19 protein-coding genes are annotated in these 15,734 nt (G+C 31.5%); 8 read left to right on the top strand and 11 right to left on the bottom strand.

The annotated features are described in order from the left end of the window. The 4 genes from ACMOUI_RS02810 to ACMOUI_RS02825 form a co-directional block, all read left to right on the top strand. Nucleotides 1-232: hypothetical protein (locus ACMOUI_RS02810; RefSeq protein ID WP_418964229.1), on the top strand; the 232-nt coding region annotated here is incomplete at its 5' end. Between the two features lie 85 nt (nucleotides 233-317). Then, nucleotides 318-1,346 carry a tyrosine-type recombinase/integrase gene (locus ACMOUI_RS02815; protein WP_418964230.1) on the top strand — a complete coding sequence of 343 codons (1,029 nt, stop codon included), beginning with the start codon at nucleotides 318-320 and terminating at the stop codon, nucleotides 1,344-1,346. Nucleotides 1,347-1,545: 199 nt separating this feature from the next. Next, nucleotides 1,546-2,322, top strand: coding sequence for a YlmH/Sll1252 family protein (locus ACMOUI_RS02820; protein ID WP_418964231.1), 777 nt, complete (start codon nucleotides 1,546-1,548; stop codon nucleotides 2,320-2,322). A gap of 10 nt (nucleotides 2,323-2,332) precedes the next feature. Beyond that, entirely contained in the window at nucleotides 2,333-3,346 is a 1,014-nt protein-coding gene (locus ACMOUI_RS02825; protein ID WP_418964232.1) for a molybdopterin-binding protein, read from the top strand. Between the two features lie 59 nt (nucleotides 3,347-3,405). Here the strand turns inward: ACMOUI_RS02825 and ACMOUI_RS02830 are convergent, their stop codons facing one another. From ACMOUI_RS02830 to ACMOUI_RS02865, 8 genes are all read right to left on the bottom strand, one after another. After that, the gene (locus ACMOUI_RS02830; RefSeq protein WP_418964233.1) at nucleotides 3,406-4,293 is read right to left on the bottom strand and encodes an aldose 1-epimerase family protein; all 888 of its coding nucleotides are present in this window, start codon (nucleotides 4,291-4,293) and stop codon (nucleotides 3,406-3,408) included. Nucleotides 4,294-4,321: 28 nt separating this feature from the next. Further along, nucleotides 4,322-4,915, bottom strand: coding sequence for a peptidylprolyl isomerase (locus tag ACMOUI_RS02835; RefSeq protein WP_418964246.1), 594 nt, complete (start codon nucleotides 4,913-4,915; stop codon nucleotides 4,322-4,324). Between the two features lie 74 nt (nucleotides 4,916-4,989). Next, nucleotides 4,990-5,643, bottom strand: coding sequence for a hypothetical protein (locus tag ACMOUI_RS02840; RefSeq protein WP_418964234.1), 654 nt, complete (start codon nucleotides 5,641-5,643; stop codon nucleotides 4,990-4,992). After that, a complete protein-coding gene (locus tag ACMOUI_RS02845; RefSeq protein WP_418964235.1) occupies nucleotides 5,644-6,876 on the bottom strand; it encodes an NAD(P)/FAD-dependent oxidoreductase in 1,233 nt (410 codons plus the stop codon). Further along, on the bottom strand, nucleotides 6,876-8,012 hold the full coding sequence (locus ACMOUI_RS02850; RefSeq protein WP_418964236.1) for a THUMP domain-containing class I SAM-dependent RNA methyltransferase: 1,137 nt from the start codon (nucleotides 8,010-8,012) through the stop codon (nucleotides 6,876-6,878). Before ACMOUI_RS02850 ends, ACMOUI_RS02845 begins: the two co-directional genes overlap by 1 nt. Continuing rightward, nucleotides 8,013-9,092 (bottom strand): AI-2E family transporter, encoded by a 1,080-nt coding sequence (locus tag ACMOUI_RS02855; protein ID WP_418964237.1) that lies wholly within the window; start codon nucleotides 9,090-9,092, stop codon nucleotides 8,013-8,015. 27 nt (nucleotides 9,093-9,119) lie between these two features. Continuing rightward, on the bottom strand, nucleotides 9,120-9,515 hold the full coding sequence (locus ACMOUI_RS02860; protein WP_418964247.1) for a NusG domain II-containing protein: 396 nt from the start codon (nucleotides 9,513-9,515) through the stop codon (nucleotides 9,120-9,122). An 11-nt stretch (nucleotides 9,516-9,526) separates the two neighbouring features. Beyond that, nucleotides 9,527-10,426 carry a phosphatidylserine decarboxylase gene (locus tag ACMOUI_RS02865; RefSeq protein ID WP_418964238.1) on the bottom strand — a complete coding sequence of 300 codons (900 nt, stop codon included), beginning with the start codon at nucleotides 10,424-10,426 and terminating at the stop codon, nucleotides 9,527-9,529. 68 nt (nucleotides 10,427-10,494) lie between these two features. Here ACMOUI_RS02865 and mgsA point away from each other — a divergent pair, with 68 nt between their 5' ends. Next, nucleotides 10,495-10,863: a methylglyoxal synthase gene (gene mgsA, locus ACMOUI_RS02870; RefSeq protein ID WP_418964239.1), complete on the top strand. Its 369-nt coding sequence runs from the start codon at nucleotides 10,495-10,497 to the stop codon at nucleotides 10,861-10,863. Nucleotides 10,864-10,894: 31 nt separating this feature from the next. Here the strand turns inward: mgsA and ACMOUI_RS02875 are convergent, their stop codons facing one another. Beyond that, nucleotides 10,895-12,403 (bottom strand): nicotinate phosphoribosyltransferase, encoded by a 1,509-nt coding sequence (locus tag ACMOUI_RS02875; RefSeq protein ID WP_418964240.1) that lies wholly within the window; start codon nucleotides 12,401-12,403, stop codon nucleotides 10,895-10,897. 97 nt (nucleotides 12,404-12,500) lie between these two features. Here ACMOUI_RS02875 and dtd point away from each other — a divergent pair, with 97 nt between their 5' ends. The 3 genes from dtd to tpx are packed head-to-tail and all read left to right on the top strand — an operon-like array spanning nucleotide 12,501 to nucleotide 14,547. Further along, nucleotides 12,501-12,953: a D-aminoacyl-tRNA deacylase gene (gene dtd, locus ACMOUI_RS02880; protein WP_418964241.1), complete on the top strand. Its 453-nt coding sequence runs from the start codon at nucleotides 12,501-12,503 to the stop codon at nucleotides 12,951-12,953. 25 nt (nucleotides 12,954-12,978) lie between these two features. Further along, nucleotides 12,979-14,004 carry an alpha-hydroxy-acid oxidizing protein gene (locus tag ACMOUI_RS02885; RefSeq protein WP_418964242.1) on the top strand — a complete coding sequence of 342 codons (1,026 nt, stop codon included), beginning with the start codon at nucleotides 12,979-12,981 and terminating at the stop codon, nucleotides 14,002-14,004. Between the two features lie 36 nt (nucleotides 14,005-14,040). Continuing rightward, nucleotides 14,041-14,547, top strand: a complete 507-nt coding sequence (gene tpx, locus ACMOUI_RS02890; protein ID WP_418964243.1) for a thiol peroxidase — start codon at nucleotides 14,041-14,043, stop codon at nucleotides 14,545-14,547. Nucleotides 14,548-14,585: 38 nt separating this feature from the next. On the opposite strand, the gene ACMOUI_RS02895 is transcribed toward tpx, so the two are convergent. Continuing rightward, entirely contained in the window at nucleotides 14,586-15,329 is a 744-nt protein-coding gene (locus ACMOUI_RS02895; protein ID WP_418964244.1) for a DUF368 domain-containing protein, read from the bottom strand. 15 nt (nucleotides 15,330-15,344) lie between these two features. Continuing rightward, the coding region (locus ACMOUI_RS02900) for a Mu transposase C-terminal domain-containing protein (protein WP_418964245.1) at nucleotides 15,345-15,734 on the bottom strand (390 nt) is incomplete at its 5' end.

The following is a 15,734-nucleotide window of genomic DNA, read 5'->3' on the forward strand; positions in this document are numbered from 1 at the left end:
GATAAGTATGGCAACAATGACAGTTAAAGAGTTAGCTCGTGATTTAGGATTAACTGATTTAATGACAAGAGAAGCGATTAAAGAAAATAAATTTCAATATTTTGCATGGGCTATTCCATCTCGAAATGGCAGCTTAAAAAGATGTAAAATTTATATAAATAGAGAAAGATATAATTTGTGGAAACAAGGAAAAGATATTGAATTAGTTAAAAAAGTTTTGAACGAAAATTAAAATCACGCAAAATCATGATATAATGTAGACGAAAACAATATTATATCATGATTTTTATTTTATTAAAATAAAGGAGATGATATATGTGAGAAACCCAAATGGATATGGATCTGTTTATAAACTTAGTGGGAAAAGGAGAAGACCTTTTATTGTTGTTAAAACAGTATCGCTAAAAGGTGGGCGACAAAAAAGAGTGATTTTAGGCTACTACGAAACGAGAAAAGAAGCTAATCTTGCACTAGCTAACTACAATAAAAATCCATTTGATTTAAACGCTGCAAAAATCACATTCTATGAAGTCTTTGAAAAGATGTTACTTCAAAACGATAAAGTTTTAAGTTCGGCTACTATAAAGCTAAAGAAGAGTCTTATAAAAACTTTTGAACCAATTTATAATGTACCTATAAGAGATTTGAAACTAATTAACTTACAAGACCTCTTTGATGCTGATGAAACATCATATGCTACAAATAGACAAAAAAAGTCATTATGCACTCAAATATACACCTTTGCTTTAAAAAGAGAGTTGGTTGAGAAAAACTACGCAGAACTTATAGATATAAATAAAAGAAATGAAAAAGTAGTAAAAAGAATGATTTTTTCAAATGAAGAAATCGAAAAACTTTGGGATCTTTCTAAAAGAGGAAATAGTGATGCCGATATGACTTTAATTATGATTTATACCGGTATGCGTATTGGAGAACTTCTAGATTTAAAAATAGCTGATATAAATATTGAGGAAAAATATTGTAGAGCTGGAAGTAAAACTACTGCAGGAAAAGATAGATTAATTCCTTTTAACAATAAAATATTTACTGTTGTCGAAAAGTATATTGACAATAATAAAGTATATCTATTCCAAACTTTAAGAGAAAAAAAACTTCAATATAATAACTGGAGAACATTAAACTTCTCTCCACTTATGGAAAAAATAGCAGCCAAACATACAGTACATGATTGTAGACACACTTTTGCAACTCTTTTAAATAATGCTGATGCTAATCAAACAGCTACTAAAGATTTAATGGGACACAGTAATTTTACAACAACAGAAAAATTTTATACCCATAAAGATATAAAAGAACTACACAAAGCTGTTAATAAACTGATATAATAACACAAATAGTATTTTTTATTTGTTAGCTATTTGTTAGCTACAACAAAAAAAATGCTACTTTTTGAAAAAATTATAGTGTAATAAAGCCTTTTAAACTCAATGTTTCTTAGCTTTTAAAATAGTATAATGTTTTTATACTATAAAATCAATATATCTATGTTTTTCAAAATATTCCAAATTGAAAGAGAGTTGTATCATGAATAAAAACTATTTTTTTAATCTTTTCCCCAAAGAGGATGAGTTCTTAATCGCATCTATCTGGGAGGATATTCTGTTGTGTTTAGATATTGATTATCCCGTATATGGTGGTGTTTTTCTACCGCCTCATATCTGGATTAAAATTTCTGAATTCTGTAAAACAATAAACTTAAACGCTTTAACTTTTGGCTTAAATGAAGGCAGTGAAAAGAAACTTGTTATATTCACTCCAAAGGATTTTAACCCAGAGGATTTAGAGCATACTTTAACACACTTTAAAATAGATTGTTCCAATAAATTTAAAACTTTACAACACAAAGATTTTTTAGGAACAATAATGAGTCTAGGTTTAAAGAGAGAGACTTTGGGAGATATTCTAGTCAAGGATAATATAGGTTATTGCATTTCAACAAATGAGGTTTTTAAAATCATTGAGGGAAACCTTAATCAAATAAATAGCATTCCCGCTAAAATAAGTGTTATATCTCCAAAAGAGATTCCAGAGATTCAATTTAAAGAGTTTACTGATACTATACCCTCTTTTAGATTGGATTCCATTGTTGCTTCTATCGCTAATATCTCTAGAAATATAGGTGTGGATTTAATCGAGTGTGGAGATGTTTTAGTCAATTATAATGTAGAAAAAAGTAAAAATAAGCAGATAGAGGTGGGCTCTATAATTACAATTAGAAAAAAAGGGAAATTTGTTTTAGAAAAAAATTTGGGAGAAAATAAAAAGGGGAAGTTTAAAATCCTTATAAAACAATATGCTTAGGGAGGTTTTTATGAAAACTGTTAAAACTGTTGATGCTGTTGGAATGATTTTATGCCACGATATCACAAAAATTGTTCCTGGGGAGTTTAAGGGCGTTGCTTTTAAAAAGGGACATATCATCAAAGAGGAGGATATACCAGAACTTTTAAAACTTGGAAAAGATAATCTTTATGTATGGGAATATGAGGAGGGAATGCTCCATGAAAATGATGCTGCAATTAGAATAAAAGACCATATAGCTGGAAATGGATTAGGTTTTTCAACAATAAAAGAGGGGAAGATAGATTTTATTGCCGATATTGATGGTCTTTTAAAGATTGATGTAGCTGAACTTTTTAAAATCAATAGTCTAAGAGAGATTATTGTTTCAACTCTCCATAATAACACACCTGTAAAAAAGGGAACAAAAGTTGCTGGTACTCGGGTTATACCCTTAGTTATTGAGGAGAGTAAGATACTTAAAATGGAAGAGATTGCCCAAAAAAATATTGTTGAAATATTGCCTATAAAACCTAAAAAAATTGCTATTATTAGCACAGGAAATGAGGTTTATTATGGAAGAATTCAGGATAAGTTTGGCCCTATCTTAACTAAAAAAGTTCAAGAGTATGGATGTGAAGTTGTATATCATACTTTTTCCTCTGATGATAAAGAGATGATAAAAGAGAAAATACAGGAAGCTCTCAACAGTGATGCTGAGCTTATACTTTGTACTGGTGGAATGTCAGTTGACCCAGATGATAGAACACCACTTGCTATTCGTGAAATGGGCGGTGAATTAATAACTTATGGTTCACCTGTACTCCCTGGAGCTATGTTACTTTTAGCTTATCACGGTAAAAGAGCTATTTTAGGATTACCCGGTTGTGTAATGCACTCAAAGCGAACCGCTTTTGATTTAGTTTTACCTAGAATTTTAGCCGATGAAAAGGTCACTTTTGAAGATATAGCTTCATATGGTCATGGAGGGTTATGTCTAGATTGTTCTATCTGTACCTTCCCTCACTGCTCTTTTGGAAAATAATATCCAACAAAAATAGGGATAGCTTAAAAGTTTTATCTTTTAAGCTATCCCTTATCTTTTTAATAAAATTTAATTATTTGTGAATATCTTTTTTGTTCATTAGAATTTAATTTTTGAATATCTTTTTTATCCTCAACTCTATTTGAACCATTTGTGAAATCTGTTATTCCAGCCCAAGGTTCTAGACATATAAACTCACTTGAATCCGTACTTGTCCATAAAGTTAATACTGGTAAATTTTCAAATTTAAACTCTACTCCATGAGAAGATTTTGTATGCTTTATATTTATAACTGAGTTTTTTAAACCCACAAATACCAACGCATCTTTCGAGAACTTCTCTTTTGATAACATAAAGTTCTCTGTTACTACTGTACTTTCTGAAACCTCAGACAAGAAGGAGTTATTACTCTCATCAATTTTATAGACTTCGCACTCCTCTTTTTCAAACTCTAAATAGTAATCTTCAAACTTTTTATCTCCATTATAGTTACAATAAAAAGCTGTGTGCCCTCCAATGTGATAGTACATCTCAACCACATCATTATTTTTTACTATATAGTTATGTTTTAATACGTCATCCTCTAGTATGTATTCAACTGTTAAAGAGAAATTATATGGGTATCTCTCTTTTGTATATGTGCTTGGCTTCAATTGAAATCTTGCCATTGTTTTAGATATTTCTAACACTTCAAAGTCCAAATCCCTAGCAAATCCATGTTTTGTCATTGGTAAAGTCACTCTTTCCTCTTTTCCTAAAGGATAATCAATCTCACCCTTTAAAATATTTCCTATAAACGGAAATAGATTTGGAGCACTTTTCTTAAAACTTCCCTCAGTTCCTGGCCAGATATACTCAATCCCACTATCTTTACTTACTACACTTTTCAGTTCTGCACCAAATCTATTTATCTGCACAACTAATTTTTCATTCTCAATTGTTATCATGAGATTCACTCCCCCTACTTTTATAAAATTAGTATTGAACTAAATTTGGAAATTGAGAATCTAAAATTTCATCCATTTGAGCAGTAAATTCAGCGTTCTCCTCATTTTTTAAGAACTCCTCTACATCTCCTGTAATTTCAATTCTCTCAATAATATCTCCCTGCTTTATTGAATCTACAACTTTTTGGTCAGCTTCAGATGCAACTTCACCAAATATTGTATGCTTATAGTTTAACCATGGAGTTTCAACGTGTGTGATAAAGAATTGTGAACCATTTGTTTCTGGTCCAGCATTAGCCATTGCTAATATTCCTTTCTTATCGAATACTACTCCCTCTTTAAACTCATCTATAAACTGGTATCCAGGTCCACCTGTTCCAGTTCCTGTTGGGTCTCCACCTTGAATCATAAAGTCCTCAATTACTCTGTGGAACTTTATTCCATTATAATACTCTCTCATTGCTAAATGTGCAAAGTTTAACACTGTTACTGGTGCTACCTCTGGGAAAAGAACTAAATTAATATCTCCTTTTGCTGTAACTATTTTAGCGTTTAATTTTACTTGTTTCATATTTCTTACCTCCATATTTTTTCCTAATACAACTCTTGGTTTTGCAAACATCTTTTTCGAAAGAAAAAAGACAATAAATACTGCCAATAAAATTAAAATCTGTTTGAATCCTTTTTCCATTCTTACTAGTCCTCCATTTTAAAAGCTTCTTTATATGTTTCTAGAAGTTCCTCTTCTGAAACAACCCCATAAATTTCATAAGGCCATTTAGATTCTAACTTCTTTTTTAATTGATTAATATCTCTCTCAACTAATAAGTACTTATCCTCTATACCTCTAAGTTTTTCTCTCACTGGTTGCAGTTTATAAATTATATCAAATTGTTCCTCTTCTTGTATAGTGTCTTTTAATAAGTTTTCTAAATTTTGCTCTTCCACTGCTAACTCATTGTATTTTTCAACTATCTTGTCTTTTCTATCTAAAAGTCTATTTAAATTATATTTAAAAAATCTTTTTACAACTGTGGCACCTGATTTTTCCTTAAATAACTCTCTTTTTCCTAACTCTTCCTCTATTTTTTCCATAGATAGTTCATTTTTTTCTCTTATCTCTTCCACCATATTTTTAAAAGATTCAAACTCTTCATCATCCATCTTATCTATTTTCATCTCTAAAAGAGCTCCATATATTCTTTCATATGGAACTATAACTTTCTCTTCCAGTATCTCTACACCTGACAGATCGCCCATCTCTCTCAATTTATCTAACTGTGTAGATGTCATTTTTAAAACTGTCAAAATTACCTCTTGAGCATATGCTATAAAATTCTCTCTTTCCATCTATTCTCTCTCCTCTTTTTTCATAGATTTTCCAGCTAAAACTCCCATAGAACACGCAGCTTGAATGTTGTATCCACCTGTATCTCCATCTATATCCAGTATCTCTCCAACCAGATAAAGATTTTTTACTTTTTTAGACTCCATAGTCTTGGGATTAACCTCATCTAGAGAGACTCCACCTCTCGTTACCATGGCCATCTCAAAACTTCCTACCTTTGTTATCTCCATTCTGTTTGAAGTCAAGTATTTTGCTAAGCTCTCTCTTTTCTCTTTGGATAGTTCAGCTAATTTTAAATTTTCATCTATATCAATTCTATTTAAAACTGTTTTTACAAATCTTTCAGGTAAAAAGTATTTTAATAAAACTCTTTTTATAGCTTTTTTTCCATCTCTATTTGTTTCATCAATCAACTCTCTATTTAAACTTTCGTAGTCTTTGTCTATATAGTTTATCTCTAAAAAACTACCATTTTCAACATATCTTGAGTTATCTAAAATCCCTGGTCCACTAAAATTTGTATGAGTCAATAGTACTGGTCCTCTCTTTTCAATAACCTTTTTATTATCTTTCCAAATTATAATCTCCACATCTTGAAAACTTATTCCAGAAAGTTCTTGAAAAATATAGTCTTTAACATATATTGGAGTCAAGGCAGGCTTAGGTGGTATAATCTTATGACCTAACTCCTTTGCCATTACATATCCATCTCCTGTAGTTCCTGTTCCTGGATATGATTTCCCTCCAGTGGCCAAAACTAAACTTTTGCATAGATAGGTACCTAAATCCGTATTCACTTTAAATTCGTCTAAAGTTTTTTCAATCTTTTCAATTTTTAGATTTTCTATTATTTCAACCTTTAGATTTAGCATTTTACCCCTTAAAAGGTTCACCACATCTAAAGAACTAAATGTCTCTGGAAAATATTTTCCACTTTCCTCCACCAAGGTCAGTGGAAGGCCACTCTCTTTAAAAAACTCCTTTAAAGATTCTGGCGAGTATTTATTTAAGGCTTCTTTTAAAAATTTCCCATTCGTACCATATTTAGTTAAAAAATCCTTAGGTTTTCCTATGTGAGTCAGATTGCATTTACCACTTCCAGCAACCAATATTTTATTACCTATACGCTTATTTTTCTCCAATAGGGCAACCTTAAAACCTCTTTGTGCTGCAGTAATAGCTGCGAAAATTCCACCAGGACCTCCACCTACTACTATTAAATCAAATCTATTCATTATCTAGCTCCATAGTATTGATAATAGTGACACTTTATTCCACCATTATATAGTTTTCTATTTTTAGTAGATTTTTTCCCAAATGCTTTTTCAAAGTTTTCATATGAAGTGATTATATAGTATGACCACTTAGGGAATCTCATTTGGAATATATCTCCCATAAGTCCATATAGTCTTTCCACTGCATCCTCATCTAATAAACGATCTCCATATGGAGGGTTTGATATAATACATCCCTTTTCTGCCATGTTTTCTAGCTCTAAGAAGTTCATACATCTGAACTCTATCTCATCTTCCACTCCAGCTCTTAAAGCATTTGATTTTGCAACCTCTACAGTTTCAGCATCAATATCTGAAGCATAAATTTTTACCTCTTTATCGTAGTCCTCTCTAGAGAAAGCCTCATCTCTTAAATCAATCCACAGCTCTTCTGGAATAATATCCCATTTTTCTGAAGCAAAGTTTCTATTTACCCCTGGAGCAACATTTCTAGCTATCATAGCCGCTTCAATAGCTATAGTCCCCGTTCCGCACATAGGATCAACAAGTGGTCTATCTCCACCTTTCCAACGACTTAATAACACTAAAGCTGCTGCCATTGTCTCTTTTAAAGGGGCCTCATTGATTAAGTTTCTGTATCCTCTCTTATGTAATCCCTCTCCACTTGTATCAATCATAACTAAAAATATATCATTATGAGCCTGTATCTTAACTCTATAGTGAGCACCTGTTTCAACAAGTCTATCTGTTTGATAGGCCATCTTTAGTCTTTCAACAATAGCCTTTTTTACTATTTTTTGAATATCTGATTTAGAAAATAGTTTACACTTTACAGAGCTTACCCAGCTTATTGGAAACTCCCCATCAATTGAGATAATATTCTCCCATGGTAATCTTTTTATATTTTCAAATAGGTTATCAAATGTTAAAGCTTTAAACTCTCCCATCTTTACAAAAACTCTATCTGCACATCTCAAATGAAGATTCGCTTCCACGATATCTTTTTCATCTCCATCAAATTCAACTCTTCCATTAAAAGTTTCTATATTTTCAAACCCTAACTCTTTACACTCATCTTTAACAACACTTTCTAATCCCATTGTTGCCGACGCTATTAATCTATACTTTTTACTCATCTATTCACTCCTTCTTTTTAAACACTCTAAATATATAAATTTTATAATTACAAACACTGGAACTCCCAGGAACATTCCCAGAGGTCCAAAAAAACTTCCACAAACCATAACAGCTACAATAGTCCAAAAACTACTCATACCAACTGATTCTTCCATTATTTTAGGTCCTATTATAAATCCATCTACCGCTTGTCCTATCCCTATAGCTACAAAAAGATAGATAACCTTCAATGGAGCTGCCAACAGTATCAGAAAAGTAGCTATTGTTCCAGCCACTATAGAACCAACATATGGAATCATATTTCCTATTCCTACCATAACACCACTCAATAGAGCATAAGGTACCTTTGCTATAAATAACACTAAGAACACTATAAACCCAACTACAGCAGATGTTATTATTCTACCTAAGATATACTTCAAGAAAACGTCATTTACTTTTCGTACAAAATCAACGCTATATTTAGCTCTATTTCTTGGCATAAAAAGTAAAAAAAGATTTTCTAAAAATTCCATAAAATACTCTTTACTATACAGCAGATACAGTGAGATAAAAACTCCTATAAAAAAGTTTATCAATCCCATTACACTCTTTAAAACTCCAGCTCCCAACCCAAAAGCTAGGTTTTTAAAATTACCTAGATTGGTTCTGGTAAACTTTATTAAACTGTTTTCAATCTCCTTTGGATCAAAGAATAATAGATCTTTTGATTTTAAGAAATCAATTAAATGCTCTGCATTTGAGCTTAAACTTGTTAACATCGTTGGAAATTTATCGATTAAATCTGTTATACTGCTTATTATATTTGGAACAATTATTAAAATCAATTCAATTATAACCAGAAAAACAATCATTAAACTTATACCGATTGCCCACGATCTTCTCATTTTTACCCTGTTTTCAAATATTTTTACAAGGGGGCTAACTAACACCGCTATAAAAATAGCATATATAAACGGAGTTATGGAGTTTACCATCTGTCCTGCCATAGAGTTAAAGGCTTCATTATACTGAAAAAATGTCTGAATTAAAATTAATAAAAATCCTACTATAAAGAAATGTATATACTCTTTTTTCACAACTTTACTCCTCTCTTTATTTTTCTGTTATTTGATTACAAAATCCACATCATCTGTTCTCTCATTTGTTTTCCCAACCACTTTTATTATCAATCTGTCTGGTACACCTATAATGACCTCTCCCGGTTGACCAATCCATCCCTGTTTTACATTTAATTTCAGTGGCGAGTTTGAAGTTGTTACCCTTATTTTTTTATCCTTTATCTTTATGTTCACTCCACCTATATCCGTGGGAACAAATATATCTCTTTCTTCACTCTGTAACGGATAGACATATTTTAATTGATTATTTACATAGACTTCAGCATTAGCTGCATCTGAAGCTTTAAACTTTGTTATTTGAACTCCTAATATAGAAAAAATTACTATTAGAAGAGTATAGACTACTATATCTCCTTTTCTAAAATATCTTTTTTGCCTTATCACAAATCCACCTACTTAGCTCTTCCTATTTTTTCGCCCATATATACTTTTGTTTCAACTCCTTTACTGCTATTCTCTAGAATATCCTTATCAAATTCAACTCTATTTTTTTCAAAGAGTAAAACACAAGATGAACCACCAAAGAAAAAGTACCCTTTCTCATCCCCTTTTTTTACAAAAGTATCGGCTTTATAAGTTTGCTTTATTCCTCCAACCATTGTAGCTCCTATCTCACTTAAAACAATATCTCCAAACTCTTTTGTTTTTAAGATAGAAACCTCTCTTTTATTTTCACAATAAACTCTAAAATTCCTTCTTATAGCATAAGGTGATACAGAGTAATAGTATCCATCTATCAGTTTTGATACTCCAATAACTCCATCTGCTGGAAAGTGAAATCTATGGTAGTCCACTGGAGCTAGTCTCACAATCATAATTGTTCCACCTATAAACTTCTTAGCCTTCTCTTTATCCATTAAAAACTCTTCTAGAGTAAACTCATCCCCTTTTAAAAAAAATTTCGACGTCTCTTTTAAATCGTTGAAAACTAATATTTTTCCATCTGCTGGAGATACTAATATATCTTTCCCAGTGGCTATCTCTCTTGCTCCCTCTTTTAGCTCTCTTATAAAAAAATCATTAAAAGATGTAAAATCTTCAACTCTTTTTTTAGACTCATCCATATTTATTGAATTTTCCTCTACAAAAGGCTTTATTTTCTCTACAGATGATTTTTCAGACATCTTTTTTCCATAATAATCTGTTAAAAATTTTTTTCTAACAACTAAATTCAGAGGCAACTTTCCTAATGGATTATAGTATAAAAACTTTAAAAAACTCTCCCCAGGCGGAGTTTCTGTTTTTATTTCTCCTGTTTTCCTCTCAATATAATTAATTTTATCAAAATTCATACACTTACTCCTTTTACATATTAATTTTTTATTGTATAATGTCTATAGTAAAACTTATGGAGGTCAAAATGAAAAAAATAGCATTAATCGCTCACGACAACATGAAACCAGAAATGGTTAGCTTTGCACAAAAATATGAGCATATCTTAGCAAAATACCCTCTTGTTTCAACTGGTACAACTGGACTTAGAATTATGGAGGCTACTAATCTACAAATCCAACGCTTCAAATCAGGCCCAATAGGTGGTGATCAACAAATTGGTGCTGAAGTAGCTACAGATAATATCGCGGCTATTCTATTTTTTAGAGATCCTTTAACATCTCAGCCACATGAACCCGATATCTCGGCACTTATAAGAATCGCTGATGTTCATAAAGTTCCAATTGCTACAAATTTAGCTACTGCTGAATTACTTATTGTTGGTTTAGACAAATGATTATAATAGGCTGACATGAGTCAGCCTATTTTTAATTTATTTGACTTTTTATCTCTTTAATCAGATTATATTTTAACTCAATTAGCTCCTTAGATAAATCTATCTTATATTGATGTGGATTCTCCAATCTTTTTCTCTCATCAGATATCTTACTCAAAGAGTTTAAATAGTACTCTCTTGACTTTAATACATCCATTAACTGGATACTCTCCTCCATTACCATACCATCTTTTACAAACTCACATGTCAATTTTTTATAGGTATACTCACCCTTTTTTAATAGACTTGATTTAAACTCATACTTCTCATCTCTTATTATTAGATCCTCTCCCTTTAATAACCTCTCCTTATCCGAATCACCATTTACAAGAGTTATTAAATCCGCATAGGCAAATCCATCTCTATCATAGATTCTATAGACCTCTTTAAATCCTGGATTTGAAATCTTTATAACATCTTCTGAAAGTTTTATAACAGGTTTATAATCTATCTCTACAATTTTATAAACCCCTCCAAAACAAGGGTTTGATTTACTTACAGCTATGGCATCTCCCACACCGAAAATATCTACACAAGCTCCTTGCTCCTTTAATGATTTTATTAAAGATTCATTTAAAGAGTTTGTTAAAAATATTTTAGCTTTTTTTAATCCTGCAGAATCCAGCTCTTTTCTACATTTTTTAGATAGATATGCCAAGTCTCCTGAATCGATTCTAATCCCATAATTTCCATCATATGTATCATCTATTCCATTGTCTTTAAAACTTTGTATAGCGTTTTTTAACCCTATACCTAAAGTGTTGTACGTATCTATCAACAGTATTAAAGAGTTTGCTTTTCTCTCTCTTCTATATTTTATAAATGTGTCAAACGCTTTTTTTTCAGCTGCTGCACCCACACCAAAGGCCTGTATAAACGAGTGAGCCATTGTTCCAACACTTGGAACTCCATATTTATACTCTGTAACTAAGTTTGAATGAGATAAACACCCTCCAATTATTGAAGCTTTAGTACCTGAAACCGCACTATCAAAACCATGGGCTCTTCTACTTCCAAAAGAACTAACTGGAATAGGATGTGCCGCTCTTGTTATTCTTGATGCCTTTGTTGCTATTGCCAACTGCATATTCATCAAATTTAAAATTGGAGTTTCTAAAATTTTAGCTTGGATTAAAGGTGCTTTTATTGAAATTATAGGTTCATTAGGATATACAATCTCCCCATCTCTCATAGCATAAAGATTACCTGTAAATTTCATTTTCACCAGATATTCTAAAAGATGTTTCTCCTCTATTATTTTAGAGAAGTACTCCCTTTTCTCCTCTTCGCTAGTTTCATTTAAAATCTCTATTAGTTCAATTACCTCTTGAACTCCCGATACAACAGCAAAACCGCCATCCTCTGTCTTTCTAAAATACATATCAAATATAGCTTCTTTTTCCTCCATATGCTCCATTAAAAAAATATCACTCTCAGTATATTGATATCTATCAGAATTAATAACTTTTGCAAAATCTGTTAAAACTCTTTCTCTCCCCATATTATCCCTCTTTTAAATTATTAGTTTTTAATTTTTCTTAATAATTATATCACTTTTATGATATAATTACCAATAAAAATAGAAAAGGAGTTGCATTATGAGAGCTGTTATACAAAGAGTTAAGCATGCGAGTGTCACTGTAGATAATCAAATTACTGGAGAGATCAAACAAGGGTTTCTTGTACTTTTAGGTGTTACTCACACAGATACTGAAAAAGAGGTTGAATGGTTAGCTAAAAAGATTACCGATTTAAGAGTTTTTAATGACTCTGAAGATAAGATGAACTTAGGACTAAAAGATGTGGATGGTGAACTTTTAATCATTTCTCAATTCACACTATATGGAAACTGTATCAAAGGACGTAGACCAGCATTTATAGATGCCGCTAAACCTGATATGGCAAATGAGTTGTATGAAAAATTTCTAAAAAAATGTAAGGATCTTGGATTTAAAACTGAAGCTGGTATTTTTGGAGCGGATATGAAAGTAGAACTTTTAAATGATGGCCCTGTAACTTTAATTATTGACACAAAAGATTGTTCAAAATAGACTTATTTATACATTGGGAGGAGAAATGGATATAAGAGAGATTAAAAAAAATGCAAAGGAAAGAATGAAGGAGTTTTGTATATTATGTCCAGAGTGCAATGGTCGTTGGTGCGCTGGAAAAGTTCCTGGTATGGGTGGTGCAGGTAGTGGTGGTAGCTTCCAAAGAGCCCATGAGAAGCTAAAAGAGGTTAAAATTGCTATGAGAACTTTACACAATGTATCTAACCCTAAACTTAAATGTAATATTTTTGGAGAAGAGTTATCTTTCCCAGCTTTAGTAGCTCCAATAACTGGAACTAAATTCAATATGGGTGGGTATGTTAGTGATGAGGAGTATTCAAATGATGTTGTTTTAGGTGCAGTGGACGCAGGTACAATTGCAATGATTGGAGATACTGGTGATCCCACTTGCTTTGAATCTGGTATCAATGCTATTAAAAAAGCAAATGGAAAAGGTATTGCTATAATCAAACCTAGAGAGAACTCTGAAATTATAAAAAGAATAAAAATTGCTGAAGAAGCTGGTGCTATCGCTGTTGGTGTTGATGTGGATGGAGCTGGACTTGTTACAATGAAACTTTTTAATCAACCTGTTGGTCCTAAATCTTTAGAGGATTTAAAGGAGATTATATCTTCAACTACTCTACCTTTTATTGTAAAAGGTATCCTAACTGTTGATGAAGCTAAGATTTGTGTTGAAGCTGGAGCTGCTGCCATTGTTGTATCTAATCATGGTGGACGTTGTTTAAATGAAACTTTTGCTCCTGCTGAGGTTTTACAAGATATCTCTAAAGCTGTTGGTAATGATATTATAGTTCTAGCTGATGGAGCTGTTAGAGAGGGTGTCGATATTCTTAAATATTTAGCTCTTGGTGCCAATGGAGTTTTAATAGGTAGACCTATCATTTGGGGATCTATTGGTGGCAGACAAGAGGGCGTTAAAGTTACTCTTGAAACATTTAAAAATCAACTTTTCCAAAGCATGATTTTAAGTGGCGCTGATGACGTTAAAAATTTCAAAAATTTTTCTTGCATTTTGTATACCAAATGAGTATAATTTTAATATAAATTCTTAGGAGGTTTTATCATGGAAAGAAAAGATGTTATTACATTTGGAGGAAATCCTTTAACATTAATTGGAAAAGAGGTTATTGTTGGAGATGTAGCTCCTGATTTTACTGTTATAAAGACTGATTTATCACCTCTTTCATTAAAAGATTTAAAAGGAAAAACAGTTGTTATCTCTGCTATGCCATCTATTGATACACCAGTTTGTGAATTGCAAACTATCAGATTCAATAAAGAAGCTGCAAAATTAGAGGATGTTGTTATTTTAACAATCTCTATGGATCTACCTTTTGCACTAACTAGATTCTGCGGAGCTAAAGATATTAAAAATGCTATAACTACTTCAGATTATAAAGATAGAGAATTTTCACACAACTATGGTCTATATATAAAAGAGCTTGGATTGACTTCAAGAGCTGTTATCATTATTGATAAAGATGGAAAAGTGGCTTATACTGAATACTTAAAAGAGATTACTGAAGAGCCTAACTACGATTTAGCTTTAGAAGCATTAAAAAAATTATAATAAAAAAATAAGGCTGACCCCAAAAAGGTCAGCCTTTTTTATACAAATAGTGTTTCAGCTATCTGAATTAAAGAGACTATGATTATTCCAACTATAAAATTCAGTGTATAGCTTCTATACCTATTTAACAGTATATTTATTCCCTTTGAAACCAATACTAAACCTATTGCAGTACCTATGGCAAAAACTCCTAAGGGTACTATATTAAAACTTTTTATATATCCCAAAATATTATAATACTCCCCTAGGATCATCAGTAGTAGAGAACCTGAAATTCCTGGTATTACCATAGCTCCTGCAGCAACTAATCCACAAAAGAAAAGTTTTATTCCATAGGAAAATGTGAATACTGATTCGCTAGTTCTCACTATCTCCTCTCCTGCAAAAATTTTAGTCACATAGATGAATATTCCTGTGAAAATAACTCCACCTAAAAAGGCGATTAAATTATCTTTTTTAAAAAATTTTTCACCCTTTAAAATTACTGGGATAGATGGTATTATCAATAGTAAAAAAGCAACTGTTGTTCCTTTTGGATATAGTCCATACATTTTAGATATCACTCCAGCAAAAACTACAATTCCTACCACTGCACCCAATCCAATTTGAGATAAAAACTTAGCATATTCAATTTTTTTACTCATTGGAGCTGTTAAAAAGTTTCCAACTGCCTCTGTCAATTTGTCATAAATGTTCAATACAACTGCTAACGTTCCCCCAGAGACACCGGGTAAAACATTTGCAATACCTATTACAATTCCCTTTAAAAAATTTTTAAACATAATCTCTCCTAGTATTTATTTTATTATTTTAGCTCTGTCTATAAACTTCTCTTTTAAATAAACTTCAACACTCTCCTTTGAAAACTCATTGTAAAAAATATCCACTACTTCTCCCTCTCTCTCTTTTAACAGAGGGCTATTATACATATTGTTTTTTACACGTACTCCACTATTATAAACCTTTCTTTTATATCTGTTTAAAAAATATAAAAGTCGAACCCTATCCTCATCTTTTAGCTGAGTAGTTTCACTCTCCTCTATAAAAAGATATTTTTTTATAAACTCTGAAATATCTTTTATATCTTTTGGTTTATTAATATTAAACTCTTTCAATATATCTGTATCAATGTATTTTACAAATCTGAGTATGTTCTCGTCAGATTCCTCTTGAATAAAATTTATTTT

The sequence above is a fragment of the Cetobacterium sp. genome (assembly GCF_048470075.1).
Classification (GTDB): Bacteria; Fusobacteriota; Fusobacteriia; order Fusobacteriales; family Fusobacteriaceae; genus Cetobacterium_A.